This is a genomic window from Micromonospora sp. WMMD956, assembly GCF_029626125.1.
GTDB classification, from domain to species: Bacteria; Actinomycetota; Actinomycetes; order Mycobacteriales; family Micromonosporaceae; genus Micromonospora; species Micromonospora carbonacea.
Genome location: NZ_JARUBI010000005.1, coordinates 764,332 through 780,657 on the forward strand (window position 1 = coordinate 764,332; position 16,326 = coordinate 780,657).

The 16,326-nt window shown below is 77.5% G+C and carries 12 protein-coding genes; 6 read left to right on the forward strand and 6 right to left on the reverse strand.

What is annotated here, in order from left to right; all coding sequences use genetic code 11:
- Positions 1 to 16: 16 nt before the first annotated feature.
- Positions 17 to 613, forward strand: a complete 597-nt coding sequence (locus O7628_RS03570; protein WP_178065902.1) for a DUF3043 domain-containing protein — start codon at positions 17 to 19, stop codon at positions 611 to 613.
- A gap of 61 nt (positions 614 to 674) precedes the next feature.
- Here the strand turns inward: O7628_RS03570 and O7628_RS03575 are convergent, their stop codons facing one another.
- The 3 genes from O7628_RS03575 to O7628_RS03585 are packed head-to-tail and all read right to left on the reverse strand — an operon-like array spanning position 675 to position 3,125.
- Complete coding sequence (locus O7628_RS03575) at positions 675 to 1,682, reverse strand: ATP-binding cassette domain-containing protein (protein ID WP_278128292.1); 1,008 nt, start codon at positions 1,680 to 1,682, stop codon at positions 675 to 677.
- Positions 1,679 to 2,485, reverse strand: a complete 807-nt coding sequence (locus tag O7628_RS03580) for an ABC-2 family transporter protein (RefSeq protein ID WP_278128293.1) — start codon at positions 2,483 to 2,485, stop codon at positions 1,679 to 1,681. The genes O7628_RS03575 and O7628_RS03580 overlap by 4 nt, the downstream gene beginning before the upstream one ends.
- Positions 2,478 to 3,125, reverse strand: coding sequence for an ABC-2 family transporter protein (locus tag O7628_RS03585; RefSeq protein ID WP_278128294.1), 648 nt, complete (start codon positions 3,123 to 3,125; stop codon positions 2,478 to 2,480). The genes O7628_RS03580 and O7628_RS03585 overlap by 8 nt, the downstream gene beginning before the upstream one ends.
- A gap of 364 nt (positions 3,126 to 3,489) precedes the next feature.
- Between O7628_RS03585 and O7628_RS03590 the strand changes: the two genes are divergently transcribed.
- A complete protein-coding gene (locus tag O7628_RS03590; protein WP_278128295.1) occupies positions 3,490 to 8,628 on the forward strand; it encodes a WG repeat-containing protein in 5,139 nt (1,712 codons plus the stop codon).
- A gap of 61 nt (positions 8,629 to 8,689) precedes the next feature.
- Complete coding sequence (locus O7628_RS03595) at positions 8,690 to 9,688, forward strand: aldo/keto reductase family protein (RefSeq protein ID WP_278128296.1); 999 nt, start codon at positions 8,690 to 8,692, stop codon at positions 9,686 to 9,688.
- 97 nt (positions 9,689 to 9,785) lie between these two features.
- Here the strand turns inward: O7628_RS03595 and O7628_RS03600 are convergent, their stop codons facing one another.
- Both O7628_RS03600 and O7628_RS03605 read right to left on the reverse strand, forming a co-directional pair.
- Positions 9,786 to 10,583 carry a site-2 protease family protein gene (locus O7628_RS03600; RefSeq protein WP_278136200.1) on the reverse strand — a complete coding sequence of 266 codons (798 nt, stop codon included), beginning with the start codon at positions 10,581 to 10,583 and terminating at the stop codon, positions 9,786 to 9,788.
- Positions 10,583 to 10,783: a hypothetical protein gene (locus O7628_RS03605; RefSeq protein ID WP_074474959.1), complete on the reverse strand. Its 201-nt coding sequence runs from the start codon at positions 10,781 to 10,783 to the stop codon at positions 10,583 to 10,585. The genes O7628_RS03600 and O7628_RS03605 overlap by 1 nt, the downstream gene beginning before the upstream one ends.
- A gap of 208 nt (positions 10,784 to 10,991) precedes the next feature.
- On the opposite strand from O7628_RS03605, the gene O7628_RS03610 reads away from it, so the two are divergent.
- From O7628_RS03610 to O7628_RS03620, 3 genes are all read left to right on the forward strand, one after another.
- Complete coding sequence (locus tag O7628_RS03610; RefSeq protein WP_278128299.1) at positions 10,992 to 13,040, forward strand: bifunctional adenosylcobinamide kinase/adenosylcobinamide-phosphate guanylyltransferase; 2,049 nt, start codon at positions 10,992 to 10,994, stop codon at positions 13,038 to 13,040.
- On the forward strand, positions 13,030 to 13,821 hold the full coding sequence (locus tag O7628_RS03615) for an adenosylcobinamide-GDP ribazoletransferase (RefSeq protein WP_278128301.1): 792 nt from the start codon (positions 13,030 to 13,032) through the stop codon (positions 13,819 to 13,821). The genes O7628_RS03610 and O7628_RS03615 overlap by 11 nt, the downstream gene beginning before the upstream one ends.
- Before the next feature lie 65 nt (positions 13,822 to 13,886).
- Complete coding sequence (locus tag O7628_RS03620) at positions 13,887 to 15,188, forward strand: DUF2314 domain-containing protein (protein WP_278128303.1); 1,302 nt, start codon at positions 13,887 to 13,889, stop codon at positions 15,186 to 15,188.
- Here the strand turns inward: O7628_RS03620 and gcvT are convergent.
- Positions 15,185 to 16,315: a glycine cleavage system aminomethyltransferase GcvT gene (gcvT, locus tag O7628_RS03625; protein WP_278128305.1), complete on the reverse strand. Its 1,131-nt coding sequence runs from the start codon at positions 16,313 to 16,315 to the stop codon at positions 15,185 to 15,187. The genes O7628_RS03620 and gcvT overlap by 4 nt on opposite strands.
- Positions 16,316 to 16,326: the final 11 nt, after the last annotated feature.

The following is a 16,326-nucleotide window of genomic DNA, read 5'->3' on the forward strand; positions in this document are numbered from 1 at the left end:
TGGCTACCCTTTCCGCGTGCCGTCGCTGTTTCGCCGCAAGTCAACCGACCTCGTCGAGGATTCCGTCACCCCGGTGACGACCGACGAGGAGACCGCGCGCGCCCGCCGGGGCTACACCCCAGCCAAGGGCCGCGAGACGCCGAAGCGGCCGGTGGCCGGGCGTCGGCCCGCCGGCCCGACCAAGCCGCTGAGCAAGGAGGAGGCCCGGGAGCGGCGGCGGCAGTTGCGCGCCGAGTCCGCCTCCGAGTTCCGCCGCGAGGGCGGCCCGCGCGACCGGGGCCCGGAGCGGCTGCTGGCCCGCAACGTGGTCGACTCCCGGCGCACGGTGGGCACCTGGTTCTTCGGCGGGGCGCTGATCGTGCTGCTCGGCTCCAACCAGGCGATGCCGCCGATCGTCCGGCTGCTGTCCAACATCCTGTGGGGCGCGCTCGCCCTCGGCGTGGTGATCGACTCGGTCCTGATCAGCCGCAAGATCAAGAAGCTGGTGCGGGAGCGCTTCCCCAAGTCCGACCAGCGCCTCGGTTCCCTCTACCTGTACGCGATCATGCGGTCGATCACCTTCCGCCGGATGCGCGCCCCGGAGCCCCGCGTCAACATCGGCGACCCGGTCTGACGGCTGTCTCCCCGCACGCGGGCGCGCTCGCGCCGCATGCCGGCGCTCGACCCAGCGCTGGTTAAGAAGGGGCCCCTGCTATACCGGAAGCGTTAACAAGGGGCCCCTCCTTACCCGCGCCCGCGTACAGGCGGGCGACGACGTCCTCGATGTCCGGCTCGACGATCGACACGTCCCGCAGGGCGGCCCGCCCGGCCAGGGCTGCCACCACGTCGGCGGGGCCCGCCGACTCCAGCGCGAAGACCAGCCGGTGCCCGTCGGCCTCCACCCGCAGCAGCGGGGCGCCCGGCAGCTCCGGCGGCTGCGGCAGGGCGGTGTCCAGGTCGGCGACGACCAACCGGCGGGAGCCGTAGCGGTCGTGCAGGGCGGCGATCGAGCCGTCGTGCACCACCCGGCCCTGGTCGATCACCACGAGGCGCGGGCACAGCCGCTCGATGTCGGCCAGGTCGTGCGTGGTGAGCACGAGGGTGGTGTCGCCCGCGCGACCGAGCTCGGCCAGGAAGCCCCGCACGGCCTGCCGGCTCACCACGTCCAGCCCGATCGTCGGCTCGTCGAGGAAGAGCACCTCCGGGCCGTGCAGCAGGGCGGCGGTCAGCTCGCCGCGCATCCGCTGGCCGAGGGAGAGCTGCCGCACCGGGATGTCGGCGAAGGCGTCCAGGTCGAGCAGGTCGCGGCAGCGGCGCAGCCGGGCGGCGTGCGCGGCGGCCGGCACCCGGTAGACGTGCCGCAGCAGGTCGAACGACTCCCGCAGCGGCAGGTCCCACCAGAGCTGGGACCGCTGGCCGAAGACCACGCCGACGCGCAGCGCCAGCCGGGTGCGCTCGGGCACCGGGCGCAGCCCGCACACGCGTACCTGCCCGGAGGTCGGGGTGAGCACGCCGGTGAGCATCTTCAGGGTGGTGGACTTGCCCGCGCCGTTCGGGCCGATGTAGCCGAGCAGCTCGCCGCGCTCGACGCGCAGGTCGACCCCGGCCACCGCCGCGACGGTGCGCTTCTCGCGGCGCAGCCGGCCGGCCCTGACCCGGACCGTGAACTCCTTGCGCAGGTCGCGCACGTCGATGACGCTCATGATCCCGTACTCCGGTAGTGGCGGACCCCGACGCGCCAGGCGGCGGCGGCGAGGGCGGCGGCGGCCAGCGCGACGGCCGGCGAGGCCCAGCCGACCCAGGCCGGCAGGCCGAGCGGATCGGCCCGGCCGAGCAGCGCCAGCGCCGGCTGGTAACTGACGAAGGCGAACCCCATCCCGTAGGCGAAGGCCGCGCGGAACCAGCCGTCGAAGATCGTGACGGGGTACGTCGTGAACTCCTTGCCGCCGTAGGTGACCGAGTTGGCCAGCTCCCCCGAGTCGGTCCAGTAGAACGACACGGTGGCGGTGGCCACGAAGAGCGACCCGAAGAAGACCACCCCGGCCAGCGGGGCGGCCACCGCCAGCGCCACCCGGCCCGGGGACCACTCGATGCCGGCGCGGGCGAGGGCCACCAGCAGCATGGCCAGGCCGAACACCGCCCGGGACACCTTGCGCAGCGGCAGGTCCATCAGCAGCAGCTGGGGCAGCGCGCCGAGCGGGCGCAGCAGCACCGCGTCGAACAGCCCGGTGCGCACGTACGCCGGCAGCCGCTCGACGTTGCCGACGAGCAGGTCGGCGGTGGCGAACGCGCACGCCGACAGGCCCACCATGACCAGCGTCTCGCGCAGCGTGAACCCGCCCAGCTCCCGGGTCACCCCGAAGATCACCAGCACGGTCACCACGTCGAAGACGGTGGCCCCGACGTTGCCGACCAGGTCCACCGCGAACGACGCCCGGTAGGCGGCCTGCGACCGGGCCTGCGCACCGAGCAGCGCCCCGTACGCCCGCAGCCGGTGGTCAGCCACCCTGCACCACCAGGCGGCGCTCGGCGCGGCGCTGCACCAGCCGGCACAGGGCGAGGATCGCCGCCGCCCAGCCGACCTGCACCCCGACCAGCGCGACCTGCGCGCCCGTCGGGTCCCGCTCGACCAGCACGTCGAGCGGGGTCTGTAGGAGACTCGGGAACGGGGTGGCGAGCTGCAACGCCAGGAACAGCCCGTCGGGCAGGAACGGCAGCGGGAAGTAGAGGCCGGCGAGCACCCCCGAGCCGAGGGTCCACAGGATCTGCGGGCCCCGGACGTCCTGGAGCCAGTAGGCGGTGGCGTTGACCAGGAACCGGCAGCCGAAGCAGAGCACCACCGCGACCGTCGCGGAGACCACGAACAGCGGCACGGTCGACCAGCGGGCCGGCAGGTGCACGTCGAAGAAGAGCGGGCCGACCAGGACCGGCGGCAGCAGCCGGGACACGCACGCCCAGCCCGCCCGGCCCAGGTCGGTGGCGAGGTAGCTGGTCACCGGATGGACCGGGCGCAGCAGGTCGCTGGCCACGTCGCCGGTGCGGATCCGCTCGGCGAGCTCGGGCCGGCCCCACAGCAGGATCACCGCCAGCATGCCCTGCCCCGCCCAGACGAAGGTGGCGAACTGCGCCCGGTCGTACCCGGCCACGGCGCCCGCCGCGCCCGCCGCGCCGAGCAGGACGTAGCAGCGCAGGAAACCGAAGACGATGTTGGTGACGGCACCGGCAAGCGCGGCCTGGCGGTACGTGGCGTACCGGCGGAATCCGGATCGCGCTATCGCACCGAATGTCCGAAACCATAGGATAACGTTTGACTCGGTGGGCGGTGCCACAGTGGCGGTGACAGAGCCCACGCCGTTACCCTCCTTCCGCAGCCACCCGCGCCGGACCGGGCGACTTTACCGGCAGGTGAGGTGCCCAGCTCGACAATTTCCAACGAGGTGACATCGCCGTGAGCGAGCGACGCGAGCCGGGCACCGGGGCTCGCCACGCGGGCGGCGACGGGACCTGCGGATGAGCGGCGACTTCATCGACCGCTGGCGCGATCCGGCCGAGCCGTCCTGGGTGTTCGAGCCGACCACCGAATGGCAGCCGCAGTTCCCGGGGCAGCGCTACCCGGGCGACATCGGCCTGCGGCACCAGCCGCCCCGGGGCCGCGCCGCCGCCGTCGGCCGGGCCGAGGTGCAGCCGGTCAGCCCCGCCCCGGACGGGCACGACCCGTACCGCCGGCCCGGATCCGACGAGCACGACCGGTACCGCCGCCCGACCACCGACCACGACCCGTACCGGCGTCCCGGCACCGAGCAGGACCCGTACCGCCGGCCCGGCACCGAGCAGGACGCCCACCCACGGCCGAGCGAGCAGGACGCCTTCCGTCGTCCGGTCACCGAGCCGGACGGCTACCGCCGGCCCGGCACCGAGCACGACCCGTACCGCCGGCCGGCGGACGACGGGCGACGCGCCGCCCCGGACGAGCGCGACCGCTACCGCCGACCCGCGCCCGAGGAACACGACCCCTACCGCCCGCGCCCCGCCGCCGACGACCACGCCCCGTACCGGCGTCCCGCGCCGGGCGACGCCGCTCCGCACCGCCGGCACGCACCCGACGACGCCGCCCCACACCGCCGACCCGGATCCGACGACGCCGTGCCGCACCGCCGGCACGCCGCAACCGACGAGCAGCCCCCGCACCGTCGCCGCGCCGCCGACGAGCACGCCCCGTACCGCCGGCCCCCCGCGCCGGACGAGTGGGGACCGGCGCGGCGCGGCTGGGAGGAGCGTGGGCCGGCCGAGGCGTACCCGCCGCGGCATCCCGCCCACGACCAGCCCGACCAGCCCGGCCGGCACGACCGGCGCTCCCCCGGCCGGACGCCGGACCACGACGCGGCCGTCGGCCGGTACGACCCGCCACGCTACGACCAGCCACGGCCCGCCGACCCCGGCCGCCGGCCGGGGCCCGCCGAGGCGACCCCGGTCTCCCCCGCAGCCCGCAGCGATGCCGGATGGCTGCCCGAGCCGGACGAGCACCCGAACCGGCCCTACGGCGACCGGCCGGGGCCGGCCGCCGCCGGCTGGCCCGAACGCCGCCGGTCCACGCTGGACCGCGACGGCCGTGTCGGACCGGGCCCGGACGGGTGGCCGGGCCCCCAGGCGGCCGGCACCGGTCAGGGCGCGGACCGGCTGGACCGCCAGCAGGGCCGGCCCGCCGACGCGCCACGCCACCCCGCCGACCTGCCCGCACGCCCCGCCGCCGACGCACCGCGTCACCCTGGCGACCTGCCCGCACGCCCCACCGCCGACGCACCGCGCCGCCCTGGCGACCTGCCCGCACGCCCCACCGCCGACGCACCGCGCCGCCCTGGCGACCTGCCCGCACGCCCCACCGCCGACGCACCGCGCCGCCCTGGCGACCGGGGCGGACCGGCGCAGTACCGGGACGCCCGCCCCTACCGGGACGGGCGGGACGCCGCCGCGCACGCGGAGGAGCACCGCGAGCCCAGTGTCCGGCCGGCCCCGCCGCGCGACGATGCCCTGCCCTGGCCGCAGCCCGGCCAGCTCCGTCCGGACCTGGGCCGGAACCCCGCCCCCGCGAACCCGAACCGGGGCGACCCGCGCCGAGGCGAGTGGCCGGCCGCCGACGGCCGCGGCGACGAACGGCCGGTCACCGACCGGTACGGGCCCCGCCCGCCGGTCGATCGCGCCGGCTCGCCACCGAGGCAGGACAGCGCCCCCGGCCCCCGGTTCGGCCCCCTGCCGCACCGGCCCGTCGAGCCGCACCGCCCGCCGGCCGAACCGCACCGCGCACCGGTGGAGCCAACCCGCCCCCCGGCCGAACCGCTGCGCCCGCCGACGGAGTCGCTGCGCCCGCCGGTGGAGCCCTGGCGTCCGGCGGCCGGACCGGCGCGGTTCCCGGTCGAGCCGCACCCGCACGGCGCACCGGTCGAGCCGATCCGCCCACCGGTCGAGCCGATCCGCCCGCCGGCCGAGCCGCGTCGCCCGGTCGAGCCGGCCGCCGACGCGCCGCCGGCCGCACGGCCCGGCACGCCTCTCACGCCCGTCAGCGGACCGCCCGCCACCGGCGTACCCGTGAGCGACGCCCCCGCCAGCGGACCGCCGGGCAGGCCGATCTCGGTGCCGCCGGTGACCAGGCCGGCCCAGGGGCCGCCGGTGACCAGGCCCGTCGCGGGACCGCCGGTGGCCAGGCCGGTCTCCGCGCCGCCGACCGAGCTCACGCCGGCCGCATCGGCGGCACCGGTCTCCGCGCCGCCCGTGCCGACGCGCATCGTGCCGACGCCACCCGCGCCGTCGGCACCGGTCTCCGCGCCACCGACCGAGCCCGTCCCCCCGGCACGGCCGGTTCCCGTGCCACCCGCCGAGCCCGTCCCCGCGCCGCCCGCCGCCCGGCTGCGGCTGGAGTTCCTGCCCGCCCCCGCGCCGGCCGAGCCCCGGACCGTGCCCGGCGGTCCACCGGCCGCCGGGGGCGACACGGTACGCCCGGACGCCCCGGCCGCGACCGCCCCGGTCACCGCTCCGCGGTCTGCCGAGCCATCGAGCCGCCCGCGACCGGAGCAGCCCGTGCCGCCGGTGCCGTCCGTCGCTCCGGAGTCGACGGATCCGACGCCGGAACCGCCGGCCGACGCCCCCGGGCCGCAGGCCGCCCCGGGGCCGGACGAGCCGCCGGCTGCCGTGCCGGTGGACGCGCCCGTCCCGACCGGCCCCGGGGGCTCCGCCACGCCCGGATCCGCAGCCAGGCCCGGGGCAGCCGTCGAGCCCGCGCCCGTGGTCGAACCCGACGCCACCGCCGAGCCCGAAGGCACCGCGGGGGCCGAGCGCACCGTGCGGCCCGGGCCCGCCGTCGAGTCCCGGGCCGCCGCCGAGCCCGAGGCCACCGGGCCCGAGGCCACCGGGCCCGAGGCCACCGGGCCCGAAGTCGCTGCCGGGTCCGCCGAGCCGGGCGTCACGACCGGCCCGGACGTGGCCGGCGAACCGGTCGTCGCCGCGGTCCCGGACGCCGCCCGCCCGCCGACCGTTCCCGCCGATCCGGCCGGGGCCCCCGCGCCGGCGGGGACCACCGGCCGGGACGACACCACCGACCGGGACGAGAGCGTGATCGCCTCGATCGTCGACGTGCCGGCCGGCCGGGCGCGGGCGGCCGGGGCACCGGACGACGCCACCCCCGGCGGGGCCGACCGGCCTCGGGCGGTGGACGAACGGCCGTCCCCGGGGCCGGCAGGCGCGGCGACGTCGCCCCCGCCGGAGCAGTCCGACGCGTGGTTCCGCCCGAACAGATCGGTGTCGCCGGTCCCCGAGCCGGCCGCTCCCGCCGCCGTTGCAGGCCCGGTCCCCACTCCGGTCCCGGCGCAGGTCTCGCTCCCCACCCCGGCACCGACCCCGGCTGCGGTGCCGGCCTCGTCGACCCGGGTTCCGGCTCCGGCCGACCCGGTCCCGGCGACGCCCGAGCCGCAGCACACCGGCGGTCCGGCCGACGCCGACGCGCGCCCGGCGACGCCGCAGGATCCGGGCCCGGCCGACCGGGGTGTCGACCCGCGCCCGGTGAGCGCCGCGCCCGCGTCACCGGCGTCCGCACCGCCGCCGGTGTCCGCGCCGCCCGTGTCCACCCCGCCGGTATCCACCCGGCCCGTGTCCGCGCCGCCGGCCCTGTCCGCGTCGCCCGGCGCTCAGCCGGTGCCGGAGCCGCCACGTCCCGTCTCGGCACCGCCCGCGTATCCCGGGTCCGGCGTACCCGCACAGCCCGTGTCCGGTGTGCCCGCGCAGCCCGTGTCGCCGGCCGGGTCCGTCGTCGGGGCGGAGCCACGGCCCGGCCAGGAGCGGCGGGCCGCTCCGGCCGACCCGGAGCAGACGCTCGCGGCCCTGCGGTGGCGGCTGCACCCGGAGACCCTGCGCGAGGAGGCCGACGACCCGGAGCTGCTGCGCAGCGTACGGGAGGGGCTGACCGCCAAGCTCGACGTCGCCCTGGACAACCGGTCCCGGGCCCGGCTGCTGAGCCTGCGGGCGGTGGCGTCGCGCCTGCTCGGCGACCTGGCCGACGCGGCCGACGACGCCCGGCTGGCGCTGACGTACGCCGAGGCCACCGGCGAGTTGCGGCGGACCGCGCTGGCGCGGGCGCGCCTGGCCCACGTGCTGCGCTGGCGGGGCGAGTTCGCCGAGGCCGACCGGCTCTTCGCGGAGGCCAACTCGACGGAGCTGCCCGACCCGCTGCGCGCGGCCCTGCACGAGCACGCCGGCCGCTGCTGCTACGACCAGGGCCGGCTGATCGAAGCGTGCCAGCACTTCGAGCGGGCCCTCGACCTGCAACGGTCCGCCGATCCGGAGCTGCTCGCCCGCACCCGGATCGCGCTGGACGCGGTCGCCGAGCGGGCCCGGCGGGACGGCTTCGGCCCCTATCCGCGCGGGCGGTCGGAGATCCTGCGGACGTCCCGGCCGCCGGTGCCGACGTACGACGAGGACCTGGACCGGTGGGGCTACGCCGACGCCGACGGCAACCTGGTGATCGGCACCGACTACGCCGAGGCGCAGCCGTTCCGGGAGGGCGTGGCCTGGGTACGCCGGCCGGAGGGCACCCGGTGGGCGCTGATCGACGACTCGGGCCGCACGCTGATCCAGGCCAACAACGGCTACCGGTCGGTCGGTTCGTTCTCCGACGGCCTCGCCTGGGTGTCGATGGACGGCACCGGCAACTGGATGGCGGTGGATCCGTCCAACATGGTGGTGATCCCGCCCGGTTTCGACGACGTGCGGCCGTTCCGGGGCGGGGTGGCGGCGGTCCGCGTCGGCGGGGGCTGGGGGGCGGTGGACCGCACCGGCACGGTGGTGGTGCCCACCCGCTACCACGGCTTCACCACGGCCCTGTTCGACGGCCGCTACGTCGACGGCTTCACCGACGAGGGGCTGGCCGTGGTGGAGTTGAACGGCCGGCGCGGGGTGGTGGACCGCACGGGCCGGGTGCTGGTGGCCCCGGCACACCCGGCGCTGGTGGTGCACCCGGTGGCGTACCTGGTCGGCGACGGACTCGGCCGCTGGGGCGCGCTGGACCGGCGGGGCGCGCCGCTGATCGACCCGGTGCATCCGAGCCGCGACCGGGTGGTCGAGCAGATCGACCACCTGCTCGCCGACGCCAGCCCGCTGGTCTGACCCGAGCCGCCCCGCGCCCTGCGGGCAGGTGACCATGACGCGGGCGGGCTAGGGTCGCACCATGGACTTCCGACACCTGGGCCGTTCGGGCCTGCTGGTCAGCGAGATCTCGTACGGCAACTGGATCACCCACGGGTCGCAGGTCGAGGAGGACGCGGCGACCGCCTGCGTCCGGGCCGCGCTGGAGACGGGCATCACCACGTTCGACACCGCCGACACGTACGCCGGCACGAAGGCCGAGGAGGTGCTCGGCCGGGCGCTGAAGGGCGAGCGCCGCGAGGGGCTGGAGATCTTCACTAAGGTCTTCTGGCCGACCGGTCCCGGTCGCAACGACCGGGGCCTGTCCCGCAAGCACATCATGGAGTCGATCAACGGCTCGCTGCGCCGGCTACAGACCGACTACGTGGACCTCTACCAGGCCCACCGGTACGACCACAGCACTCCGCTGGAGGAGACGATGGAGGCGTTCGCCGACGTCGTGCACTCCGGCAAGGCCCACTACATCGGCGTCTCGGAGTGGACGGCGGACCAGATCCGGGCCGGCCACCGGCTCGCCCGGGAGCTGCGCATCCCGCTGGTGTCCAGCCAGCCGCAATACTCGATGCTGTGGCGGGTCATCGAGGCCGAGGTGGTGCCGACCTGCGAGGATCTGGGCATCGGGCAGATCGTCTGGTCGCCGATCGCGCAGGGCGTGCTGTCGGGCAAATACCTTCCTGGCCAGCCGCCGCCGGCCGGTTCCCGGGCCACCGACGAGAAGTCGGGGGCGAACTTCATCGCCCGGTTGCTCACCGACGAGGTGCTGACCCGGGTGCAGCAGCTCAAGCCGTTGGCCGAGCAGGCCGGGCTGAGCATGCCGCAGCTCGCCATCGCCTGGGTGTTGCAGAACCCGAACGTCTCCTCGGCGATCGTCGGGGCGTCCCGGCCCGAGCAGGTGCACGACAACGTGAAGGCGGCCGGGGTGAAGCTCGACGCCGACCTGCTCAAGGCGATCGACGCCGTCGTCGACCCGGTCGTCGAGCGGGACCCGGGCAAGACGCAGTCCCCCGCGAAGCGGCCGTGAGGCGTCCCGGTCCGGTCGGCGCGCCGCGCCGGCCGGACCGGGCCCGCCGGGAAGGTGGGACCGGGCCCCGCCACCGTCGTGCGGGCGCGGGTGCGGGTCAGCCCTGCCAGAAGCGGATCAGGTCGAGGCCGGCGGCGTAGAGCCACGGGGGCAGGCCGAGCAGGTTCGCCACGGCGAAGACCGCGTCGAAGAACCAGCCGCCGAGGCGCGGGTTCCACAGCAGCGCGAACAGCAGGATGAACCCGAACGGGGCGAACAGGTCGTACATCCGTCGCCACTGCGGGTTCAGCCACGGCTGGATCATGTTGCCGCCGTCGAGGCCGGGCACCGGCAGCAGGTTGAGCACGCTGGCGGTGAGCTGGAGGAACGCCAGCAGCGCCAGGCCCGCCCAGAACTCCACCGACCCGCCGCCGAAGCCGACCCGCAGCACCGCCACCAGCACCAGGGTGAACAGCACGTTGGTGGCCGGGCCGGCGAGGCTGACCAGGGTGTGCCGCAGCCGCCCCGGGATGGCGTGCCGGTCCACCCACACCGCGCCGCCGGGCAGGCCGATGCCGCCGAGCAGCACCACCACCACGGGCAGCACGATCGACAGCAGCGGGTGGGTGTACTTGAACGGGTTGAGCGTCAGGTAGCCCCGGTGGGCGATGTCGCGGTCCCCGGCCCGGTAGGCGACCACCGCGTGCGCGTATTCGTGCAGGCACAGCGAGACGAGCCAGCCCGAGACGACGAAGAGGAACACGTCGAACCGGACGTTGCCGAACCGGTTCCAGGCCATGACGCCGCTGGCCGCGAAGAGCGCGACCAACGCCAGGAACACCGGGCTGGGCCGGAAGGCCGCCCGGGGCACCCCGAGCACCAGCGGCTCGCCGCCGCCCGGGCGGCCCGGTGTCATCACTCGGCCGGGGGCTGGAGGCTCATCCGGTAGTCCACCCGGTCGTCCTCGACGAGCGTGACCGTCGTGACGCCGGATGCCGCGAGCTCCCGCCAGGTCTGGCCGATCCAGGACTCGGCGTCCGCCTGGCTCCCGAACGTCTCCGCCGGCCCCTCGGCCGCCGCGCCGTCCGCGCCCTCGTACCGCCAGCTCCACGCCATGCCGCGTCTCCCCTCGCCGCTGAAGTCCCCCTGGGACGAACCCCCGCAAGCGTAGTCGGCCCCGTGCCGGACGGCCCGCCGCTCCACCCGCCCGCCGGGCCGCCGGCAGTGGCGGGGCCGCCCGGGCCCCCGCCCCGTCCGCCCGAACCGTGGTCACCGGCGCGGGCCGACCGGCGGCGCGGGCCGCGGCGGCCTTAAGGTACGGGGCATGTCCGTTGACGGGTGGAACACGGTCCTGGTGCTCGGCGGGATCCGCTCCGGCAAGTCCGAGTTCGCGGAGTCCCTGGTCGCCGAGGCGCCCACGGTCCGCTACGTGGCGACCTCGGCTGCCGGTGACCCGACCGACGCCGAGTGGGCGGCCCGCCTGGAGGCTCATCGCGCCCGGCGGCCGGGGTCGTGGACCACCGAGGAGACCGCCGACGACCCGCGCCGGCTGGCCGACGTCGTCGCGTCGGCCGGGCCGAACGAGACGCTGCTCGTCGACGACCTCGGCGGCTGGGTGACCGTGCTGCTCGACCCGGCCCACCAGCCGGCGGACGACACGGCGACCATCGCCGAGCTGGCCGACGCGGTGCGGGCCTGCCCGGCGCGGTTGGTGCTGGTCAGTCCCGAGGTGGGGCTGTCGCTGGTGCCGACCACCCCGTTGGGGCGGGCGTTCGTCGACGCGCTCGGCGCGGCCAACCGGGCGGTCGCCGACGCCTGCGACGCGGTGGTGCTGGTGGTCGCCGGCCAGGCGTGCTGGCTCAAGGCCCCCGCCGCGCCGGGCGGCGGGGCCGGGGCGGTCCCCGCCCCGCAGGCAGCGGTCCCGGCTCCGGCCGCGACGACGGCCGCCCAGGCGACGGCCGCGCACGGGGCGGCCGCCCAGGCGACGGCTACGGCGGCGGCCGGCGGCGGGCACGACGACCGCGCGGCGCTGCCGCAGGTGCTGACCCCGACCACGGCGCCGGAGCCGGCCGGCGCGCCCTGGGCCGCGCCGACGATGGCGCTGCCGGTGGTCGCCACGGGCCTGGTCATCCAGCCCGGCATGGAGCTGCCGATGCCCGACGAGTACACCGGGCCGCAGGCCGTCGAGCGGCTGGCCACCCTGGACGTTCCCGGGGCCGGGCTGGGCGTGCTGGAGCGGGTGGTCGGCTTCGCCGCGGCCACCCAGGGCACGCCGACGCCGAAGCCCTGGGACAGCGTGCGGGTGCTGCTGCTGCACGGCGACCACGCCGGTGGGGCCGCCGCCGGCGCCCCGCCCGGGGAATCGGCCCGACGGGCGGCGCAGGCCCGCGCCGGGCAGGGCGTGCTGGCCCGGCTGGCCGCCGAGAACGGCGCGAGCCTCCAGGTCGTCGAGACGCCGGCATCCGAGCCCATCGAGCGCCTGCCGGCCCTCGACCACGAGCAGGTCGAGCAGGCCCTGCGGTACGGCTGGCGGCTGGCCGAGGAGGCCGCCGAGGCGGGCGTACGGCTGCTGGTGCTGGCGGCGTGCGGAGCCGGCACGGACGCCGCCGCGGCGGCGGTGCTCGCGGCGACGGCCGGCGCGGAGCCACCGGCGGTGCTCGGCCGGGTGGTGACGGCGGGCGGCGAGATCGACGACGCGGCGTGGATGCGGCGCTGCGCGGCGGTCCGGGACGCGCTGCACCGCACCCGGCGCTCGCCCCGCGACGCCAAGGACGTGCTGGCCGAGCTGGGCGGCGGGGACATCGCGGTGGCGACCGGCGTGCTGCTCGGCGCGACCGCCCGCCGGCTGCCGGTGCTGCTGGACGGCCCGGTCGGCCTGGCGGCCGGCATGGTCAGCCGGGACCTGGCCGGGCAGGCCCGGCACTGGTGCCTGCTGGCCGACCACGGCGGACACCCGGCGGTCCGGCTCGCCGCCGACGTGCTGGGCCTCGATCCCCTGCTGGACCTGCGGCTCGACCTCGGCGAGGGGGCGAACGCGTTGACCGCGCTGCCGCTGCTGCGCTCGGTGCTGTCGCTGGCCGCCGCGCTGCCCGCCCGGCCGGGCCCGGACGACGCCGCGACCGTGGCGGACGAGGCGGCTGCCGCAGGCACGGACGGCGACGGTGCGGGCGACGACGGCGACGGTGCAGGCGACGCCGCCGACCGTGACACGGACGGCGACGACGGCGGCGCGGAGTTCGTCGAGCCGGAGCCGGCCGGCCCGGGCCCGGCCACCACCGCGCCCGCGGGCACCACCGCGTCCACGGGGACCACCGCGCCCGCCGGGGCCGCCGAGCCGGCCGGACCGGATCCGGCCGGGCGGCGTGCCGACTGACCCCCACCCGGGCGGCGGGGGGCGCGTCGGCGACGGCCTGCGGCTGGCGCTGACCACGTTCACCGTCTGGCCGGTGCGCGCCGGCCGGGTCGACCGCGCCACGGCGGGCGTCGCGATGGCGTCCGCCCCGGCGGTCGGCGCCCTGCTCGGGGCGGCGCTGGCCGGGGTGCTGCTGCTCGTCGGGGCCGTCGCCGCGCCGCTGGTCGCCGCGGCGGTGACCCTGGGGGCGGGCGCGCTGCTCACCCGGGGGCTGCACCTGGACGGGCTCGCCGACACCGTCGACGCGCTGGGGTCGTACCGGCGGGGCGCCGCCGCGCTGGAGATCATGAAGAAGCCGGACGTGGGGCCGTTCGGGGTGGCCGCGCTGGTGGTCGTACTCCTGACGCAGGCCGCGGTCCTCGCGGAGCTGGCGGCCCGGTCGTGGCCGGCGGCGCTCGCGGGGGTGGCGGCGGCGACGGCGGCCGGGCGGCTCGGGGTCACCCTGGCCTGCCGGCGCGGCGTGCCGGCGGCCCGGCCCGACGGGCTGGGCGCGCTGGTCGCGGGCACCGTCGGCCCGGTCGCGGCGGGGGTCGGCGTGGCCGCCGTCGCGGCCGTCGCCGTCGCCGCCGTGCCGGGCCGCCCGTGGCAGGGGCCGGTCGCTGTGCTCGCCGCGCTCGCCGTCGCGGTGCTGCTGCTGCGCCACCTGGTACGCCGCCTCGGCGGCATCACCGGCGACGTGCTCGGCGCGACCGTGGAGGTGGTGACCACGCTGGTCTACCTGGGGCTGGCGGCGACCCGCTGATCCGGACGCGCCGGGCCGGGTAGCGTTTCGGGCGACAGGCCGGCCCGGGGCAGACAGGGGACCACATGCTCATCACCGACGACTTCCTGCCCGTCCCGGTCCCCGAGTCGCTCACCGCCACCTACCTGGTGCCGATGGTGGGCCTGCCGAAGGTCGGCGTGAAGACGGCCGTGCGGGCGCTGGCCGGTCGGCTCGCCGAGCCGGTGCACGGGCTGGCGACGCAGATGCTGGACAGCCCGCTGATGAGCGTGGACACCCGGCCGGTCGCCGAGTTCCCGGCGCTGCCGCCGGACCTGCTGACCGCGTTCGGGGCGGGCCAGGCGCAGCTCGACCGGCTCGCCGCGGCCACCCACCTGGTGGTGGTGCAGGCGGAGTACCGGCCGGGTTGGCCGCCCGCGCACGAGTGGGCGGCGCGGGCGGTCGCCGCCGCCGTCGCCGAGAGCGCGGGCGGGGACGTGGTGGACGTCTTCGGCCTCCAGTTCCTCGACCCGGCCACGGCGCTGCGGTCGCTGCCGGACGAGCAGGGGCGGATCCGGCTGGTCGACTGGGTGCTGGTGCCCTACTCCTCCGACGCCGAGGGGCTGTGGTTCACCACGAAGGGGCTGCGCCGCTTCGGGCTGCTGGAGTTGCAGACCCAGGGGGTGCCCGACCACCTCACCCGGGCCTGGGGCGCGGTGCTCACCGGGGCCGCCCGCCGGCTGCTGCGGGCCTGGACCGATGGGCTGGCCGGCGACGAGGTGCCGGCGTTCGTGCAGCTCCCGGTGCTGGCCACGGTCACCGGGCACGACATCGCGGTCGCCTACGGCAACCCGGAGCAGCACGGGGCGACCGCGCCGGTGCTGCTGCGGCTGGAGCTGGACCCGGCCACCGACCCGGACGCCGACTCGTTCCTGAGCCTGCGCCCGCCGCCGGGGCACCCGGGCCCGGACGGGCGCTACTTCGCGGCGGCCTGCGCCACGCTGTTCGACGGCATCGCGCCGGACGTGCGCTACGCCCGACCCGGCGACGCCATGAGCCGGGCGATCGCCACCGCCCGGGCCGGCCTGGACGACGTGCGGGCCCGGTTCCTGGCGGGCCGGCTGCCGGCGGAGTCGCAGCTCGTGGTCAAGTACGGCCTGCCGGGCGACGAGGGCCCCGAGTACGTGTGGGCGGGCGTGACGTCGTGGGACGCCCCGGAGCGGATCGTCGGGGCGAGCGCCAGCGACGCCGGCACCGACCCGGCGGTGCGCATCGGCGCGCCCGTGGTGGTCGAGGCGGCGGACGTCGTCGACTGGGCCGTGCTGGGCGCGACGGGCGTCATCGAGGGCGGCTGGACCCAGGCCGTCCTCGACGCCGGCGAACGCCCCACCCCGTCGAGCGGGGACTAGCGCACCGAGGGGGTCACGAACGGGGGGCGGGTGAGGGTCAGGGCGGCGCGGCGGCCCCGGATGTCGACGTCCACCCGGTCGCCGTCGGCGAGGCCGGCGGCCGTGTCGAGCAGGGCCAGGGCGATGCCCTGCTTGCGCGTCGGGCTGAAGGTGCCGCTGGTGACCGTGCCGACGCAGGCGTCGCCGACGTAGAGCTTCATGCCGGGGCGCGGGATCGCCCGGTCGACGGCGACCAGGCCGCGCAGCGTACGCGCGGGACCGGCGGCCCTCTCGGCGCGCAGCGCGTCGCGGCCCCAGAACGCCGGCTTGTCCCAGCCGACGGCCCAGCCGGAGCGGGCCTGCACGGGGGTGATCTCCGGCGACAGGTCCTGCCCGTGCAGCGGGTAGCCCATCTCGGTGCGCAGGGTGTCCCGCGCGGCCAGCCCGCAGGCCCGCAGCTCATAGGCCGCGCCGGCGGCGGTCAGCGCGTCCCAGACGGCGACGGCGTGCCCGGCCGGCACCACCAGCTCGTAGCCCAGCTCGCCGGTGTAGCCGGTGCGGCAGACGGTCAGCTCGGCGTCGGCGAGGGTGGCGGTGCGGAAGCTCATGTAGTCGTGGTCGGTGGGCAGGCCCAGCGCGGCGAGCAGCTCGGCCGAGCGCGGGCCCTGCACCGCCAGGACGGCGTGTGCGGCGTGCTCGTCGTCGACGACGACGTGCTCGGGCGCGGCGGCGCGCAGCCGGCGCACCACCTCGGCGGTGTTCGCGGCGTTCGGGACGAGGAAGACGTGGTCGTCGGCGTGCAGGTAGGCGATGACGTCGTCCACCACGCCGCCGGTGGCGTCGTCGCAGCACAGGGTGTACTGCGCCTGGCCGGGGCCGATCCGGCCGAGGTCGTTGCTGAGGCAGGCGTTGACGAAGCTGGCCGCGCCGGGGCCGGTGACCCGCGCCTTGCCCAGGTGCGACACGTCGAACACGCCGACCCCGGTGCGGACCGCCGCGTGCTCCCGGAGCACCCCGCCGCCGGCGTACTCCAGGGGCATCTCCCAGCCACCGAAGGGGGCGAACTTGGCGCCGAGGGCGGTGTGCCGCTCGTGCAGCGGGGAACGGCGCAGCCGGGTCGCGGCGGCGTCGGAGGTCGCGTCGGTCATGGGTGGCAACT

Bases quoted from the DNA above. Each gene is read 5' to 3' on its own strand.
- O7628_RS03595 (WP_278128296.1), top strand. From the start codon at position 8,690: ATGGACTTCCGACACCTGGGCCGTTCGGGCCTGCTGGTCAGCGAGATC.
- gcvT (WP_278128305.1), bottom strand. From the start codon at position 16,315: ATGACCGACGCGACCTCCGACGCCGCCGCGACCCGGCTGCGCCGTTCC.
- O7628_RS03575 (WP_278128292.1), bottom strand. From the start codon at position 1,682: ATGAGCGTCATCGACGTGCGCGACCTGCGCAAGGAGTTCACGGTCCGG.
- O7628_RS03620 (WP_278128303.1), top strand. From the start codon at position 13,887: ATGCTCATCACCGACGACTTCCTGCCCGTCCCGGTCCCCGAGTCGCTC.
- O7628_RS03590 (WP_278128295.1), top strand. From the start codon at position 3,490: ATGAGCGGCGACTTCATCGACCGCTGGCGCGATCCGGCCGAGCCGTCC.
- O7628_RS03610 (WP_278128299.1), top strand. From the start codon at position 10,992: ATGTCCGTTGACGGGTGGAACACGGTCCTGGTGCTCGGCGGGATCCGC.
- O7628_RS03600 (WP_278136200.1), bottom strand. From the start codon at position 10,583: ATGACACCGGGCCGCCCGGGCGGCGGCGAGCCGCTGGTGCTCGGGGTG.
- O7628_RS03605 (WP_074474959.1), bottom strand. From the start codon at position 10,783: ATGGCGTGGAGCTGGCGGTACGAGGGCGCGGACGGCGCGGCGGCCGAG.